Source organism: Rhodococcus sp. UFZ-B548, assembly GCF_903819475.1.
Taxonomy (GTDB): Bacteria; Actinomycetota; Actinomycetes; order Mycobacteriales; family Mycobacteriaceae; genus Rhodococcus_F; species Rhodococcus_F erythropolis.
This window is the reverse complement of record NZ_CAIJDS010000002.1, coordinates 185,338-201,123: the sequence shown is the minus strand read 5'-3', so window position 1 is coordinate 201,123 and position 15,786 is coordinate 185,338. Positions and strand designations below refer to the sequence as shown.

The 15,786-nt window shown below is 64.8% G+C and carries 14 protein-coding genes; 11 read left to right on the top strand and 3 right to left on the bottom strand.

Translation table 11 applies throughout. The features are described from left to right. The first annotated feature begins 10 nt into the window (after positions 1–10). The 5 genes from H7C86_RS03720 to H7C86_RS03700 all read left to right on the top strand — a co-directional run bounded on the left by H7C86_RS03720 (position 11) and on the right by H7C86_RS03700 (position 6,070). Complete coding sequence (locus H7C86_RS03720; protein WP_020907247.1) at positions 11–1,240, top strand: cysteine desulfurase family protein; 1,230 nt, start codon at positions 11–13, stop codon at positions 1,238–1,240. Continuing rightward, positions 1,240–2,352: a tRNA 2-thiouridine(34) synthase MnmA gene (gene mnmA / locus H7C86_RS03715; RefSeq protein WP_003944736.1), complete on the top strand. Its 1,113-nt coding sequence runs from the start codon at positions 1,240–1,242 to the stop codon at positions 2,350–2,352. Before H7C86_RS03720 ends, mnmA begins: the two co-directional genes overlap by 1 nt. Further along, positions 2,349–3,371, top strand: a complete 1,023-nt coding sequence (locus H7C86_RS03710; protein WP_046378378.1) for a methionine synthase — start codon at positions 2,349–2,351, stop codon at positions 3,369–3,371. The genes mnmA and H7C86_RS03710 overlap by 4 nt, the downstream gene beginning before the upstream one ends. Positions 3,372–3,452: 81 nt before the next feature. Next, positions 3,453–5,534, top strand: a complete 2,082-nt coding sequence (gene ligA / locus H7C86_RS03705) for an NAD-dependent DNA ligase LigA (RefSeq protein ID WP_232252717.1) — start codon at positions 3,453–3,455, stop codon at positions 5,532–5,534. Between the two features lie 47 nt (positions 5,535–5,581). Next, complete coding sequence (locus H7C86_RS03700; protein WP_019747912.1) at positions 5,582–6,070, top strand: GNAT family N-acetyltransferase; 489 nt, start codon at positions 5,582–5,584, stop codon at positions 6,068–6,070. 13 nt (positions 6,071–6,083) lie between these two features. On the opposite strand, the gene H7C86_RS03695 is transcribed toward H7C86_RS03700, so the two are convergent. Then, entirely contained in the window at positions 6,084–6,734 is a 651-nt protein-coding gene (locus tag H7C86_RS03695) for a hypothetical protein (protein ID WP_020969299.1), read from the bottom strand. 278 nt (positions 6,735–7,012) lie between these two features. Between H7C86_RS03695 and gatC the strand changes: the two genes are divergently transcribed. Both gatC and gatA read left to right on the top strand, forming a co-directional pair. Then, complete coding sequence (gatC, locus tag H7C86_RS03690; protein WP_003944747.1) at positions 7,013–7,312, top strand: Asp-tRNA(Asn)/Glu-tRNA(Gln) amidotransferase subunit GatC; 300 nt, start codon at positions 7,013–7,015, stop codon at positions 7,310–7,312. Then, positions 7,309–8,787 (top strand): Asp-tRNA(Asn)/Glu-tRNA(Gln) amidotransferase subunit GatA, encoded by a 1,479-nt coding sequence (gene gatA, locus H7C86_RS03685; protein ID WP_020907250.1) that lies wholly within the window; start codon positions 7,309–7,311, stop codon positions 8,785–8,787. Before gatC ends, gatA begins: the two co-directional genes overlap by 4 nt. Before the next feature lie 57 nt (positions 8,788–8,844). Here the strand turns inward: gatA and H7C86_RS03680 are convergent, their stop codons facing one another. After that, positions 8,845–10,233, bottom strand: a complete 1,389-nt coding sequence (locus H7C86_RS03680; protein WP_182261107.1) for an alpha/beta-hydrolase family protein — start codon at positions 10,231–10,233, stop codon at positions 8,845–8,847. Next, on the bottom strand, positions 10,230–10,904 hold the full coding sequence (locus H7C86_RS03675; protein WP_029255103.1) for a hypothetical protein: 675 nt from the start codon (positions 10,902–10,904) through the stop codon (positions 10,230–10,232). The genes H7C86_RS03680 and H7C86_RS03675 overlap by 4 nt, the downstream gene beginning before the upstream one ends. A 164-nt stretch (positions 10,905–11,068) precedes the next feature. Here H7C86_RS03675 and H7C86_RS03670 point away from each other — a divergent pair, with 164 nt between their 5' ends. The 4 genes from H7C86_RS03670 (at position 11,069) to gatB (ending at position 15,699) form a co-directional block, all read left to right on the top strand. Further along, positions 11,069–12,343 carry a sensor histidine kinase gene (locus H7C86_RS03670; RefSeq protein ID WP_060938659.1) on the top strand — a complete coding sequence of 425 codons (1,275 nt, stop codon included), beginning with the start codon at positions 11,069–11,071 and terminating at the stop codon, positions 12,341–12,343. A gap of 9 nt (positions 12,344–12,352) precedes the next feature. Next, the gene (locus H7C86_RS03665) at positions 12,353–13,015 is read left to right on the top strand and encodes a response regulator transcription factor (protein ID WP_007729374.1); all 663 of its coding nucleotides are present in this window, start codon (positions 12,353–12,355) and stop codon (positions 13,013–13,015) included. Positions 13,016–13,130: 115 nt separating this feature from the next. Further along, positions 13,131–14,162 carry an ATP-dependent 6-phosphofructokinase gene (locus tag H7C86_RS03660; protein ID WP_019747919.1) on the top strand — a complete coding sequence of 344 codons (1,032 nt, stop codon included), beginning with the start codon at positions 13,131–13,133 and terminating at the stop codon, positions 14,160–14,162. A 25-nt stretch (positions 14,163–14,187) separates the two neighbouring features. Beyond that, the gene (gene gatB / locus H7C86_RS03655) at positions 14,188–15,699 is read left to right on the top strand and encodes an Asp-tRNA(Asn)/Glu-tRNA(Gln) amidotransferase subunit GatB (RefSeq protein ID WP_019747920.1); all 1,512 of its coding nucleotides are present in this window, start codon (positions 14,188–14,190) and stop codon (positions 15,697–15,699) included. Positions 15,700–15,786: the final 87 nt, after the last annotated feature.

Sequence of the window (15,786 nt, the reverse complement as noted above, 5' to 3'; positions counted from 1 at the left end):
TTGTCAAGCCATGACTCTGCCTGCACCCAGTGCCCACGCCGGATTTCCGGTGTACCTCGATCATGCCGCCACGACTCCGATGTCGGCAGCCGCTATCGAGGCGATGACCGATACCTTCAAAACCGTGGGCAACGCGTCCTCGCTTCACGGTTCCGGCCGTGCGGCCCGGCGCCGCGTCGAGGAGTCGCGGGAATCGATCGCTGCCAGCCTGGGTGCGCGGCCTTCGGAGGTCATCTTCACCTCCGGCGGAACCGAGAGCGACAATCTCGCGGTCAAGGGCATCTACTGGGCTCGCCGTGACGCCGATCCGCGACGCACTCGCATCCTGGCCAGCTCCGTCGAGCATCATGCGGTGCTCGACGCCGTTGAGTGGCTCGAGCAGCACGAGGGCGCGCGCGTGACGTGGTTGCCGGTCGACGAGAACGGTGTCGTTGACCCGCAGACCTTGCGCGACGAGCTTTCCGTCCACGCCGACGAGGTAGCACTCGTGACGGTGATGTGGGCCAACAACGAGGTCGGCTCCATCATGCCGATCGTGGAGTTGGCGGAGATTTCGGCTGAGTTCGAGATTCCGATGCACAGCGACGCGGTTCAGGCCGTTGCGCAATTGCCGGTCGATTTCGCGGCGAGCAAGTTGTCCGCGCTGAGCATCGCGGCGCACAAGTTCGGTGGTCCGCACGGCGTCGGCGCACTGCTGCTCGGACGCCAGGTTCCGTGTGTGCCGCTCCTTCACGGCGGCGGACACGAACGTGATCTGCGTTCGGGCACTCCGGATACTGCGGGCGTTGTCGGAATGGCTGCGGCGCTGCGCGCAAACGTCGAGAACTTCGATTCCAGCACAAGGGAATTGGCGCAGTTGCGTGACCGTTTGATCGACGGAGTCCTGGAGATTCTTCCCGAGTCGGTGCTCAACGGCCCGACCGGATCCGATCGGCTTCCCGGTAACGCGCACTTCACCTTCCCCGGCTGCGAGGGCGATTCGTTGCTGATGCTGCTCGACGCCGCCGGTATCGAATGTTCCACCGGTTCGGCCTGCACCGCCGGTGTGGCCAGAGCCAGCCATGTCTTGATCGCGATGGGCGTCGAATCGCCCGTCGCGCGTGGCTCACTGAGATTTTCGCTCGGACATACGTCGAGTGTCACCGATGTGGACGCGCTGATCGCTGCGCTTCCACAAGTAGTAGAGCGCGCTCGGGCCGCCGGTCTTGCCGGTGCCGGTTCGCGTGGAGGGGATCGCTGATGCGAGTACTCGCAGCCATGAGCGGAGGTGTCGACTCCGCTGTCGCCGCCGCCCGCGCTGTTGCCGCCGGACATGACGTCGTCGGCGTTCATCTTGCGCTGTCCACGGCGCCGGGTGCATTGCGGACGGGTTCGCGTGGATGCTGTTCGAAGGAAGATGCCGGCGACGCCAGGCGCGCTGCCGACGTCCTCGGAATACCCTTCTACGTCTGGGATTTCGCCGATCGCTTCAAGGAAGACGTGATCGACGACTTCGTGGCGTCGTACGCAGCGGGTGAGACCCCCAATCCGTGCCTGCGGTGCAACGAGAAGATCAAGTTCACCGCACTGGCCGACCGTGCGGTCGCTCTCGGCTTCGATGCCGTGGCGACCGGTCACTACGCGCGCCTCGAAGACGGCGTCCTACGCCGGGCGGTCGACGCGGACAAGGACCAGTCGTATGTCCTCGGTGTGCTGACGGCCGATCAGCTTTCGCGAGCGATGTTCCCGATCGGTGACACACCGAAAGAACAGATCCGCGAGGAAGCCGCCGAGCGCGGTCTGGCTGTGGCGAACAAACCTGACAGCCATGACATCTGCTTCATCCCGACCGGCGATACCCGAGCATTCCTGGGTGCGCGCATCGGCGTTCGTCCGGGAAGCGTCGTCGATGCCGATTCGGGTGAGGTCCTCGCTGCACACGACGGCGTACACGGCTTCACGATCGGACAGCGCAAGGGCCTCGGCGTCGAAGGTCCCGCAGGTGACGGCCGTCCGCGGTACGTGACCGCGATCGAGCCCGAAACCGGAACGGTGCGAGTCGGTTCGGCCAAGAATCTCGACGTCTGGGCCATCTCGGCCCAGCGCGCGATCTGGACCTCGGGCCAGGCGCCGGAAGGCCCCGTCGAGTGCATGGTGCAGGTTCGTGCGCACGGCGGACTGGCGCAGGCCGTCGCCGAGGCCGTCGACGACGGTACTTCGGGCGGCGGCATCTCCATTTCGTTGCGCGAACCACTGACCGGCGTCGCGAAGGGCCAGGCCGTCGTGCTGTATCGCCCCGACAGTGAACTGGGCGACCAGGTTCTCGGCAGTGGCACCATCTCCGGCACCGAATCCGAGCCGAACACACTGTGACACAGCAGGTTTCCATCGGTGGCCTCGTCACCGGAATCGGATCCTGGCCGGGCACGGACGCCCGCGAAAGCGCCGCAACCATCCTTGGCGAACTGGGCGGTTTCCCACACCTGGTGGAGTTGCCGAGCCGCGGTCTCGGCGCTGACATGGTCGGCCGAGCAGGCGCCATTCTGGTCGACATCAACCTCGATGCCTCGACCCGCGCCTATCGCGTCGTGCCTCGGCGGGGAAACGTCGCGAAGCGAGCCGAGGACTTCCTGAATCAGGATCTCGACGCACTCGAGGAAGCCTGGGAATCGGCCCGTCTGGTCGGCGGAGACCACGTGATCAAGCTCCAAGCTGCCGGCCCGCTGACACTCGGCGCCGAGATCGAGGTTGCAAACGGTTCGCGTGTTCTCGTCGACCGTGGGGCACTCCGGGACATCGCCGAATCACTTGGTGAGGGGCTCGCGCGCCACGCCGCCGAGGTCACTCGTCGTACCGGTGCCCGAGTGGTGATCCAATTGGACGAGCCGCAGCTCGCGGCAGTGCTGGCCGGTTCACTACCCGGGCGCACCAAGATGGAGAGCGTTCCGGCTCTGCCGGAACCCGAGGCGCTCGCCGTTCTCGACTCGACGATCAGCGGTTGCGGACTGCCCACAATCGTCCACAGTTGCGGCGCCGACATGCCGTGGGATCTGCTGAGGCGAAGCCAGGCGTTCGGCGTGAGCTTCGACATGTCGCTCATCGGCTCACGTGATCTGGACGGCATCGGCCAGTTGTTCGACGCCGGCAAGGAATTGGCGCTCGGTCTGGTTCCTTCCGCCCCGCCGGAAAAGCCGGTGACGTGGAAAGAGTGCGCGATGCCGGCCGTCACCCTGATCGATCGTCTCGGCTTCTCGCGTGAACTCCTGCAGAACCAGGTCGCGGTAACCCCAAGCTGTGGTCTTGCGGGTGCGAGCCTCGAGTGGAGTCGAGCCGCCCTTCGCCTGTGCACAGACGTCGGCAAGGCATTGGTGGACGATCCGTCGGCGTTCTGATGTGTCGCGTTCTGACGTGAGTCGTGTGGTGTGTCGGTGTGAACCGATAATCTTCTAGCTGTGACTGAAACCGCGGATGCAATGCAGCCAGCGCCCAACGAGGCGCGCGAGCAGTGGACGGAGCTGGCCGAAGAGGTACGCCAGCATCAGTTCCGCTACTACGTTCGTGATGCGCCCGTCATTTCGGACGGTGCATTCGATACATTGCTCGGGCAGCTCAATGCTCTCGAAGAGCAGTACCCGGATCTGCGAACTCCCGACTCTCCGACGCAACTCGTCGGCGGCGGATTCGCGACGGACTTCACGTCCGTCGATCACCTCGAGCGGATGCTCAGCCTCGACAACGTCTTCGACGAGTCCGAACTCCGCGGATGGATCGCCAAGGTAGAGCAGGAAACCGGGCCGGAACTGCACTATCTCTGCGAAGTGAAAATCGACGGTGTCGCGCTCAATCTCGTCTACGAGAACGGCAAACTCGTGCGTGCCGCAACCCGCGGTGACGGTCGTACGGGCGAGCTGGTCACTCTCAATGCCCTGACGATCAACGACATCCCGGAGCGGCTCACCGCCACGGACGAATACCCGATTCCAAGCTTGCTCGAGGTGCGAGGAGAGGTGTTCTTCCGCCTCGAGGACTTCGCGGCACTCAATGCCTCCCTCGTGGAGGAAGGTAAGGCGCCGTTCGCCAATCCGCGCAACTCTGCGGCGGGCTCCCTGCGTCAGAAGAATCCTGCCGTCACCGCGCGTCGTCGCCTCGGCATGATCTGCCACGGGTTCGGGCGCATGGAAGGGTTCGAGCCGGCTTCGCAGTACGACGCCTACGTGGCCCTCGCCGCCTGGGGGCTGCCGGTGTCCACGCACACCTCGCGGGTGGTCGGCGCCGACGCCGTGGTCGAGAAGATGAAGTACTGGGGAGAACATCGCCACGACGTCGAGCACGAGATCGACGGGTTGGTGGTCAAGGTCGACGAGATGTCGTTGCATCGACGTCTGGGCACCACGTCTCGCGCACCGCGGTGGGCGATCGCGTACAAGTACCCGCCGGAAGAGGTCACGACCAAGCTCCTCGACATCCGGGTCAGTGTCGGCCGCACGGGTCGCGTGACGCCGTTCGCGTACATGGAACCCGTCACAGTGGCGGGTTCCACTGTGTCCTTGGCCACCCTCCACAACGGCTCGGAGGTCAAGCGCAAGGGTGTGCTGATCGGCGACACCGTGGTGTTGCGCAAGGCTGGAGATGTCATCCCCGAGGTTCTCGGTCCCGTGGCAGACGTTCGTGACGGTACCGAGCGCGAGTTCGTCATGCCGACGCATTGCCCCGAGTGCGGCACGTTGTTGGCGCCCGCGAAAGAGGGCGACGTCGACGTGCGATGCCCTAATCAGCAGTACTGCCCGGCGCAGTTGCGCGAGCGCGTGTTCCACGTCTCGGGGCGCGGAGCATTCGACATCGAGGTGCTCGGTTACGAGGCCGCGACCGGACTGCTGGAGGCGAAGGTCATCGGTGACGAGGGCGATCTCTTCTCACTCGACGCCGAGAAACTGATCGAGGTTCCCATCTTCCGCACCAACGCGGGAGCACTGTCTGCCAACGGAAAACGCTTGCTGGCCAACCTGGATTCGGCCAAGGACAAGCCGCTGTGGAGAGTGCTTGTGGCACTGTCGATTCGGCACGTCGGCCCCACTGCCGCGAGGGCGTTGGCCGGCGAATTCGGTTCGCTGCAACGTATTCGGGAAGCGTCGGTCGACGAGTTGGCTGCAGTCGACGGCGTCGGATCCACGATCGCCGCCGCTGTCGTGGAGTGGTTCTCCGTCGACTGGCATCAGCAGATCGTCGACAAGTGGGCTTCGGCCGGGGTGCGCATGGAGGACGAGCGAGACGACTCGATTCCGCGCAATCTCGAGGGTCTCTCGATCGTCGTCACCGGTTCGCTCGAGACGTACTCGCGAGATCAGGCGAAGGAAGCGATTCTGGTGCGCGGCGGTAAGGCGGCTGGGTCGGTCTCGAAGAAGACTGCGTTTGTCGTCGTCGGTGAAGCGCCCGGTTCCAAGCATGACAAGGCAGTCGAATTGGGCGTGCCGGTGCTCGACGAAGACGGCTTCCGGCGGTTGCTCGAAGATGGCCCGGATGCGGTCGCTCCCACCGATTTGGACGAATCAGAGTGACTTTGTCCGATTTCTGAGATTGGTGTGCTGGGTGCGATAGTGACGCCATGATCGAGATTCGTGAAGTTCTACCGGCTGAGTTCGAGACCGTCGGGGAACTGACTGTGCAGTCGTACGTGGGTGGCGGATTTGTCGCCGGCGGATCGCCGTACGCGGAGCGCCTGCGAGACACCGCAACTCGGGTGGAGCAGGGGCGGGTGCTGGTTGCCGTTCTCGGCGAAGAGGTCGTGGGTTCTTTGACGATCGCCGAACCCGGCACGCCCTTCGCGGATGTTGCGCAGAAGGGCGAACTCGAGTTCCGCATGCTCGCGGTCTCGCCGCAGGCTCGGGGATCGGGCGCCGGAACCGCATTGGTTCGCGCAGTGATCGCCGAAGCCTACGACCGAGGCGATCACTCGGTGGTCATCTCGACGCAGCCCGAGATGGTCGATGCTCGTCGTATCTACGACCGCAACGGGTTCGTTCCCGATCCCGAGCGCGCGTGGGAGCCGATTCGCGGTATGGAGCTGACGGTCATGGTTCGCGGTCTGGCCTGATTACCCGGCCTGGTCAACCCAGCACTGTCGCGACGATTCCGGCGAGATAGCCGAGGCGGGCTATCTCCGAAGGGCGGAATTCGGGTCCTCCGGGACGACCGAGCATGAGGACGCGATTGCCGGAGCCGAGCGGTGCGGCAGCGAGGCTGGTGTTCATCTCTCGCCAGACGTCCGGAACCCAGTCGGCCTCGCCGTCGAGGGCGGTTGGCTTGTCCAGTGGCATCCACGGAATGTCGGTGGCATGGGTTTCCGGCGCACCGGCGCTACCGACGACGCGGTACGCACCGTGCTTGCCGATGTCCGCGACGACGCACCAGCCGACTCGCAGTACACGCGGCGCGCCGTCGACGAGGACCTGTAGTCGATCGTTTCGGGCTGTCGCAACGGAATCGATGAGTTCGAGCTCACGATGGGTGTCGAGAATCCCGGCGTAGGGGCGGATCGAATCGACCAGCACGTCGGGCAGATGCTCGGCAGCGGTGATCAAGGTGTCGGGCAGTGCGCCCGGTTCGACGTCGACCACGAGGTCGTCGATGGCAAAACCGTCGCCTCGCTCCACGACGTCGAGGGAGAGGATGTCTGCGCCCACGGATCCGAGCGCTACGGCGAGAGCGCCGAGGCTGCCGGGTCGGTCGGGCAGTTGGACGCGAAGCAGGTACGACACGTGCGTGCCTTTCGCTGATCGGTTCTCGCCCGGATCACGTCGACCCGGGCCACACCCATCTTTGCACTTGCTCAGCACGCGTTGGTGGGCGCCGCGGCGGGGTCACACCGGGTGCACATGCTTGTCACACGAGCGAAACACGAGGTGGATTCGACGTGGCGGTGGACACAGTAGGCGTGCGTACCGGTCGACACAGCAGGCGTGCTTACAGGTCTGTCGCGGCGAGCAACTAGGCTGGACCGGCAATGTTCACGTCCTCTTCCGAAAGGGGCCCCGCGGTGCCTGCCATCTCCCGTGACGAGGTCGCGCACCTCGCGCGGCTGTCCAGACTCGCCCTGTCCGATGCCGAACTCGACGAGTTCGCCGGTCAGTTGGATTCGATTCTCAACCACGTCAAGGTGGTCACCGAGGTTGCGGCCGACGACGTTCCGCCCATGGCGAACCCCAATGCCGTCACCAACGTGACGCGCCCCGACGTGATCGTGCCCGGGTTGACCCCCGAGCAGGCATTGTCCGGAGCACCCGCAGTCGAACAGGATCGCTTTGCGGTTCCGCAGATCCTTGGAGAGGGCGAATGACCGATCTGACCACGCTGGACGCCGCTGAGCTGGCCGGCAAGATCCACTCGCGTGAGGTGTCCTCGGTAGAGGTCACGCAGGCGCATCTCGACCGCATCGCTGCCGTCGACACCGAGTACCACGCCTTCCTGCACGTTGCCGGTGAACAGGCTCTCGAAGCCGCCGCAGCAGTGGACAACTCGCTCGCAGGCGGAAACGAACCCGCTTCGGCACTCGCCGGAGTTCCGATTGCGTTGAAGGACATCTTCACCACGACGGACATGCCGACCACCTGTGCGTCGAAGATTCTCGAAGGCTGGGTTGCGCCGTACGACGCGACCCTGACGAGCAAGCTTCGCGCTGCGGGCATCCCGATCCTCGGCAAGACGAACCTCGACGAATTTGCGATGGGCTCCTCCACGGAGAACTCCGCATTCGGTCCGACGCGTAACCCGTGGGATGTCACCCGCATCCCCGGCGGATCCGGTGGTGGTAGCGCTGCAGCGCTCGCGTCCCGTCAGGCCCCGTTGGCCATCGGCACCGACACCGGCGGTTCGATCCGTCAGCCCGCTGCGGTCACCGCGACGGTCGGAACCAAGCCGACGTACGGAACTGTCTCGCGCTTCGGGCTCGTCGCGTGCGCCTCCTCGCTCGATCAGGGTGGCCCCTGTGGTCGCACCGTGCTCGACACCGCTCTGCTGCACGAGGTCATCGCCGGACACGATCCGCGTGACTCCACGTCCATCGACGCCCCCGTGCGTCCGGTGGTCGCTGCGGCACGTGAAGGTGCAGCCGGCGACCTGCGCGGCGTCAAGGTCGGTGTGGTCAAGGAACTTCACTCCGACAGCTACCAGCCCGGCGTCATCGCTTCCTTCGACGCTGCTGTCGAGCAACTCAAGGCTTTGGGCGCCGAAGTTGTCGAGGTTTCGTGCCCGAGCTTCGAGCATGCGCTCGCGTCGTACTACCTGGTGCTGCCCAGTGAGGTCTCGTCCAACCTGGCCCGCTTCGACGCCATGCGCTACGGACTGCGTGTCGACGAAGGCAACATGAGTGCCGACCAGGTCATGGCGGCAACCCGCGCCGCCGGTTTCGGCCCGGAGGTCAAGCGCCGCATCATGATCGGTACCTACGCACTGTCCTCGGGCTACTACGACGCCTACTACGGTTCGGCGCTCAAGGTTCGTACCCTCATCGCACGCGATTTCGACAAGGCCTACGAGAAGGTAGACGTACTGGTCTCGCCGACCAGCCCGTTCACGCCGTGGAAGTTGGGGGAGAAGGTCGGCGATCCGTTGGCCATGTACCTCTCCGACCTGTGCACGCTGCCGACCAACCTGGCCGGACACTGCGCGATGTCGGTGCCATCGGGTCTGTCCGCGGACGACAACCTGCCGGTGGGCTTGCAGATCATGGCGCCCGCCATGGCTGACGAGCGCCTCTACCGTGTCGGTGCCGCCTACGAAGCTGCTCGCGGCCCGATTGCAACTGCAGTCTGACCTGTTTGCTGTGCGCCTTTATTAACCCCCCGCGGTTAATAAAGGCGCACAGCAGTTTCAGGAGCAAGCCCCCAAAGCCGTTCCCTGATCGGTTCCGTAGCGGTGGCCGTGACCGGCGGGGACACCGAGCGAACCGAGCATGTCGACGGTGGTCTGCAAGAACGTGACGCCCGGGATCCACTGCGGGATCGGGCCGTCCTGCACGGCACGGCTCAGATCCGGCTTCTGCGTCGCGAGGGCGGGGGACCACCACACCACCGGGTCGGACGTATTCGCGAGGACGGTTGCGCCGTCAGTTCGTGTCGCGCCGGCCGGGGGACCGGCCCACAACACGTCGCACGGGACGGTGGCACTGCTCTCGGTCAGTGCGGCGCTGCCGCCGACGGCGCCGAGGCTCTGTCCGTAGAGGAACAGGTCCGGTCGCTCTTCGGCCGGCATCGCGGCAATGTGGCTACCGACAGCCTTGAACAGGGCGGTGGCTGATTCTTCGGCGTCGTCGCGGCTGAACAGGAATGTCGCCCAACTGGGTGCGTCGGAGTATTGCTGTCCGACTATCGCGACGTCTCCGCCGAACCGTTGCTCGATACCGTCGACTGCGTGGGTGTCGATCCAGCCCGAGCCGGTCGGAACGGCCACCACGACGCTGTTGCGGGCGAAGCCGCCGACGCGATCGAGTTCGTTCACGGCGAGAGCGGCACGCGATGCGGCATCGGGTGCGGAATCCACACCGGCGTAGACGCGCAACGAGTCTTTGCCTGCAGCAACGAACTTGCGTCCCTCCGCGCCCATCGAGGTCCACGAGATGAGCGATTCGGAGCTGCCTGTCGCAGAGGCCGAAAGTGGCTGTGTCAGAGCGGTGTCGATGTACGCGTTGGACTTGTCGAACGAATCGGCGAGGCCGTTCCAGACGGCGGGACCGACGACCAACTGCACTCCGAGGACTCCCATGACCAGTGCGCCAACACTCCGCGCGAAACCCATCCACCGCAGTGCCTTCGAAAGTCCGACCCCGAGGCCCCAGAGGCCAAGGGCGGTCAGCGAGGCAATGCAACCCGCCTCCACCCAGTGGAGCAGTCCGGCAGGCGGTGCGCCCATCGCTGCTCGCAGCGAGTTCTGCCAACCGGCGGCGGCGAACATCGCAACTGAGGTGCCTGCCGTCGACAAGCCGAACGCGGTGATGCGCCAATGACGTTCGTCGAATCGGGCCTTGACCCGGTCGGGGACGAGCCGACGGGCTACCGCGGAGAACGCCCACATCGCCAGTAGCCCGACCGCGACGAGCAGACCGCTGAACACCCCTTGGAGTACGGCTGATCTCGGCAGCAGTCCAGGGGCAAGTGAGACGGCGGACATCGCTGCCACGGCGACGCTCGTGGACACCCGGGGGAGTGCGACCGCCCCGACTCGGGCGAGGACGGGGGTCCGTGACGCATTCAGAACGCTCATGCTGCAATCGCTTTCGGGGAGAAGGAGAACTCGTTCGACGGATCGAGGCGCCGCGATCGCATCAGGGTGAAGCCGAGGGCGGAAACTGCCAGAACTCCGGCCGTGCCGTAACCGAACCCCGATTCCGCGACCGGTGTCAGATAGCTTTGGCGCCAAGAGTTTCCGTTCACAGCAGTGACTGCTACATCGGCCATCGCGAAGCAATACCCACGTGAGAGAAAGGACGTGCGGTCTTCACAGGCCGCATGCATTCGCTCGTCGAGCTGACCGTCGAGGACCTGGCGGGCCCACGGCCCCAGTTCCGTTCCGTGCGAATGCGCGTAGCGGAGTAGGTCGTACCCGAGATCGTGTGCTTTGCAGGCCGAGTCGAATTCGTCGGGAAGCGGAATCGGTGACGAGCAGTCGCCGTGGGGGTTGGCGAGGTATCCGTCGACGACGGTAGGCGTGTAGCCGGCAAATGCGGCGAAATCCGACGGGATGGTGGTCGCAGCATCAGAGGCATCCGCTGTAGTCACGGTGGCGATCGCCCTGGATGCGTTCGAATTCTCGGTGCGCGGCGGCTCGGCTCCGCTCGCTCCGGCAGTGACGGTGATCGCTGCCGTTGCCGCCAGCGCCAGGGCAGCCCAGGTGCCGGCGCTTCGAGAGAGGTCTTTCACTCGTGTGATCCGCATGCCGTTCACGCTATGAACGGACAATCCTGGCGGTCATCGCTCTGGAGAGGGGTTCTCCGACGTGCGATCGGGTGAGAATTCCCTCCCCTGTGATACCTCGGAGGTAGGGGGATCTCACTCTGCAGTATGAGGACTTTCGGGGTTCGCCTTCATAGGCTTGACGGGTGATCAAGGTCCGAAGGAAGAACAGAGGCGCACCGGGTGTGCCCGCGCCGACATACACCACTGCCGGGTCGGTGCTGTCCGGCCTCGACGGGGCGGTCGTACATTCGGAGAAGGTGCGCCGGGCAACCAGTTTCGTGGCCCGCGGTCAGTTCTGGAACATCGTCATCGTAGTGATCACTCTGATCCTCTATTCGATTGCCTGGCCGACACTGCAACTGACGCATCATGTTTCGCCACCGATCATGCCGTTCGTCGCCGCGTTGGCCGCCTTTCCGTTTGTCCTGATCCGGATCAACGCTCCATTGGGGTGGGCGGTGTCGGCGGTGTCGGCACTGATCATCCCGTTGGTGTTCGACAACACAACTGGTTACGACTACCCGTGGCAGGTCGTCCACATCATCGTGCTGATGTCGTTGCTCGCCGCGGTGAGTCTGCGGGCGCCCATTCAGGTTGTCGGCGTCGCCTGGATCGCCACGGTGCTGCTTTTCCTCGGCAACGCTCCGGGAAGCGACGGAGCCGGTTGGGCTGTCGGATTGAGCGCGCTGGTGGTCTTCTGCCTGCTGATCCGCTGGTTGGTTCTCTCTCGTCGTCAATTGGCCAAGCAGGAGGAAGTCAGTGAACTCGAGCGCACTCGGCGAACGATCCTCGAGGAGAAGGCGCGGATCGCCCGCGACTTGCACGACATCGTGGCCCACCACATGTCGATGGTGGTCGTGCAAGCGCAGAGTGCGCCGTACCGACTCGATGCGGTCACTCCCGAGATCCGGACCGAATTCGAATCGATAAGTGAGACAGGGCGAGCAGCGCTCAACGAGATTCGTGGTCTCCTCGGAGTGCTGCGCAGCGACGGTGACTCCGTGGTGACGGCCCCGCAACCGGGCGTCGATCAGTTAGACGACCTGCTGCTCGGCAGTACCCGTGCCGGACTTCCGGTGTCGTGGCGAGTCGACGGAGATCGAGCGTCGGTCTCGGAATCCACGGGCCTTGCGCTCTACCGGATCATTCAGGAGTCGATTACCAATGCGGCCAGGCATTCACCAGGCGGACCCATCGAGGTCGCCGTGGCGTTCGGCCCGCAATCGGTGAGCGCGCTCGTGAACAACGGGCCTTCGCCATTGGGTGGCAATCAGCACTCGGCGTCGGAAACCACTGGTGGCAACGGAATACGCGGAATGCGTGAGCGGGCTTCGGCCGTGGGCGGCATGCTGTTGGCAAACCGGCGCGAGGACGGAGGGTTCGAGGTCCGGGCCGAGTTGCCGTCGATGCCCGCCTAGGCTGTCCGAGTGCCCATCACAGTATTCATCGCAGACGACCAGGCGATGGTTCGACAAGGGTTCGGAGCCCTACTCTCCGCCCAGCCCGACATCAGCGTGATCGGCGATGCGCCGGACGGCAAGATCGCCGTCGCCGAGGTCGCGCGATTGCGTCCGGATGTGGTGTTGATGGATGTTCGTATGCCCGAGATGAACGGACTCGACGCTGCCCGCCAGATTCTGTCCGCCGGATGGGAACCGCCGGTGCGAGTCCTCATGCTCACCACTTTCGACATCGACGACTACGTCTACGAGGCCCTGAGCGTCGGAGCGAGCGGGTTCATGCTCAAGGACGCACCGGCTGAGGAACTGATTCGGGCGGTACGCGTCGTCGCCGAAGGGCAGGCCTTGCTGGCGCCGACGGTGACGCGTCGCCTGATTGCCGATGTGACCAGCCGGCGGGCCGCACCGCGCGCACGGCCCGCAGCGCTCGATGCGCTGACCCCGCGTGAGCGCGAGGTCCTCGAACTGATCGCCCGCGGATTGTCCAACGTCGAGATTGCCGAGCGGCTGTTCGTCGCCGAGCAGACCGTCAAGACCCATGTCGGGAAGGTGCTGTCCAAGCTCGATCTGCGCGATCGCGCCCAGGCAGTCGTGTTGGCGTACGAAAGCGGGCTCGTCACGCCGGGTTAGGGGTCCCGTGCGGCGCGGCGTTGCGGCTCGGCAACGCCGCTATCCTGCGGCAATACGGTGACTGGGGGAAGATGGACACCAAGATCCACAATCCGGTCACGAGAGGTGCTGCACTATGCGAATCGGAATCCTCACGGGCGGCGGCGACTGCCCGGGCTTGAACGCGGTCATCCGCGCCGTCGTACGTACGTCGGCCGGTCGTTACGGCAGTACCGTGGTCGGATTCCGGGACGGCTGGCGAGGATTGCTCGAGGACCGCAAGGTCCCGCTCGACTCCGATGACCGCATCAACCGCATCCTCACCCGCGGCGGCACGATCCTCGGCACCGCTCGCGTGAACCCCGACAAACTCCGTGCGGGCCTCGATCAGATCAAGCAGACCCTCGACGACAACGGGATCGACGTCCTGATCCCGATCGGCGGCGAAGGCACACTCACCGCGGCCAGTTGGCTTTCCGAGAGCGGCGTACCCGTGATCGGTGTGCCCAAGACGATCGACAACGACATCGATTGCACTGACGTGACTTTCGGTTTCGACACCGCCTTGGCTGTCGCCACCGACGCCATTGACAGGCTCCACACCACGGCCGAATCGCACCAGCGCGTCATGCTCGTCGAGGTCATGGGCCGGCATGCGGGCTGGATCGCGCTGCAGGCCGGACTGGCGTCGGGGGCACACCTGACTCTGGTTCCGGAACAGCCGTTCGACGTCGACGAGGTGTGCGCGATGGTCAAGAAGCGCTTCCAGCGTGGCGACTCCCACTTCATCTGCGTCGTGGCTGAAGGTGCGATGCCCGATCCCGCGTCGATGACTCTGCGCGAAGGTGGCATAGACGAGTTCGGCCACAAGATCTTCACCGGTGTCGCGCAGCAGCTCGGAAACGAGATCGAGCGCCGGATCGGCAAGGAAGTTCGCACCACCGTCCTCGGGCACATTCAGCGCGGTGGCACCCCGACGCCGCACGACCGCATCCTCGCCACTCGCTTCGGCGTTCATGCCACCGACGCAGCTCACCGCGGAGATTTCGGTCAGATGGTCGCGTTGCACGGAACGTCCATCGACCTCGTTCCGCTCGCCGAGGCGACCCGCAAACTCAAGACGGTGCCCAAGGAGCGCTACGAGGAGGCAGCCGCATTCTTCGGCTGAGCCGCAGACGCATAAACTGATCACCATGACTGCTGTCGATGCGCCCGACATCCTCGATTACGACGAAGTACTGACCAAGTACGAGCCTGTGATGGGTATGGAGGTGCACGTAGAACTCGGCACCGCGACCAAGATGTTCTGCCCGTGCCCCACCGAGTTCGGTGCCGAACCCAATACCCAGGTGTGCCCGGTCTGTCTGGGCATGCCCGGTTCGTTGCCAGTGGTGAACGCAGCCGCTGTCGAGTCCGCGATCCGGATCGGCCTTGCGCTCAACTGCTCCATCACGCCTTGGGGCCGATTCGCACGCAAGAACTACTTCTACCCGGATCAGCCGAAGAACTACCAGATTTCCCAGTACGACGAGCCGATCGCAACCGAGGGATACCTCGACGTGATCCTCGACGACGGGACGACGTGGCGTGTCGACATCGAGCGCGCACACATGGAGGAGGACACCGGTAAGTCCCTCCACGTCGGTGGCGCTACGGGCCGTATCCACGGTGCGAGCCACTCACTGCTCGACTACAACCGTGCGGGTGTGCCGCTGGTGGAGATCGTCACCAAGACCATCCACGGTGCCGGTGAGCGCGCACCCGAGGTTGCCCGCGCCTACGTGACGGCGCTTCGTGATCTGCTCAAGTCTCTCGACGTCTCGGACGTTCGGATGGATCAGGGATCGATGCGCTGCGACGCCAACATCTCGCTGATGCCGATCGGCGCCAAGGAACTCGGAACGCGTACCGAGACCAAGAACGTCAACTCCCTCAAGAGCGTCGAGGTCGCAGTTCGCTACGAAATGCGCCGTCAGGCAGCAGTTCTCGACGCCGGCGGCGAGGTCATCCAGGAGACCCGCCACTTCCAGGAAGCCGACGGCACCACGGCCGCCGGACGCCGCAAGGAAACGGCCGAGGACTACCGCTACTTCCCGGAACCGGATCTCGAGCCTGTTGCTCCGAGCGCCGAGTGGGTCGAAGAACTGCGCGGCACCTTGCCGGAGCTTCCCTGGATTCGCCGCGCGCGGATCCAGAAGGACTGGGGAATCTCCGACGAGGTCATGCGTGACCTCGTCAACGCCGGCGCCATCGATCTGGTGATTGCGACCACCGAGGCCGGTGCTTCGCCCGAGGCAGCGCGCTCCTGGTGGCTGTCCTACCTGTCGCAGCAGGCCAACACCCGCGGCGTCGAACTCGGCGCTCTGCCGATCACCCCGGCGCAGGTTGCGCAGGTCGTAGCTCTCATCGACAGCGGCAAGCTCAACAACAAGGTCGCTCGCCAGGTCGTCGATCACGTCCTCGACGGCGAGGGTGACCCGGAGCAGGTTGTCGCGGCCCACCCGGAGTTGGTCGTCGAACGTGACGAAACCAAGCTCAAGGCAGCCGTCGACGAGGCACTCGCAGCCAACCCCGACATCGCGGACAAGATCCGCAGTGGCAAGGTCCAGGCCGCCGGAAAGATCGTCGGCGACGTCATGAAGGCCACCCGAGGACAGGCAGACGCAGCTCGTGTGAAGGAACTTGTCATCGAGGCGTGCAGCTAGCGCACACTGAATCTCTGACACTGATGCCCGGCCGAATCTAATTCGGCCGGGCATCAGTATTTACCGCTGTCGTTTTGCCGCTGTCGG

Coding starts and splice junctions, on each gene's coding strand:
- H7C86_RS03720 (WP_020907247.1), top strand. CDS start 11: ATGACTCTGCCTGCACCCAGTGCCCACGCCGGATTTCCGGTGTACCTC.
- mnmA (WP_003944736.1), top strand. CDS start 1,240: ATGCGAGTACTCGCAGCCATGAGCGGAGGTGTCGACTCCGCTGTCGCC.
- ligA (WP_232252717.1), top strand. CDS start 3,453: ATGCAGCCAGCGCCCAACGAGGCGCGCGAGCAGTGGACGGAGCTGGCC.
- H7C86_RS03700 (WP_019747912.1), top strand. CDS start 5,582: ATGATCGAGATTCGTGAAGTTCTACCGGCTGAGTTCGAGACCGTCGGG.
- gatA (WP_020907250.1), top strand. CDS start 7,309: ATGACCGATCTGACCACGCTGGACGCCGCTGAGCTGGCCGGCAAGATC.
- H7C86_RS03680 (WP_182261107.1), bottom strand. CDS start 10,233: ATGAGCGTTCTGAATGCGTCACGGACCCCCGTCCTCGCCCGAGTCGGG.
- H7C86_RS03675 (WP_029255103.1), bottom strand. CDS start 10,904: ATGCGGATCACACGAGTGAAAGACCTCTCTCGAAGCGCCGGCACCTGG.
- H7C86_RS03660 (WP_019747919.1), top strand. CDS start 13,131: ATGCGAATCGGAATCCTCACGGGCGGCGGCGACTGCCCGGGCTTGAAC.
- gatB (WP_019747920.1), top strand. CDS start 14,188: ATGACTGCTGTCGATGCGCCCGACATCCTCGATTACGACGAAGTACTG.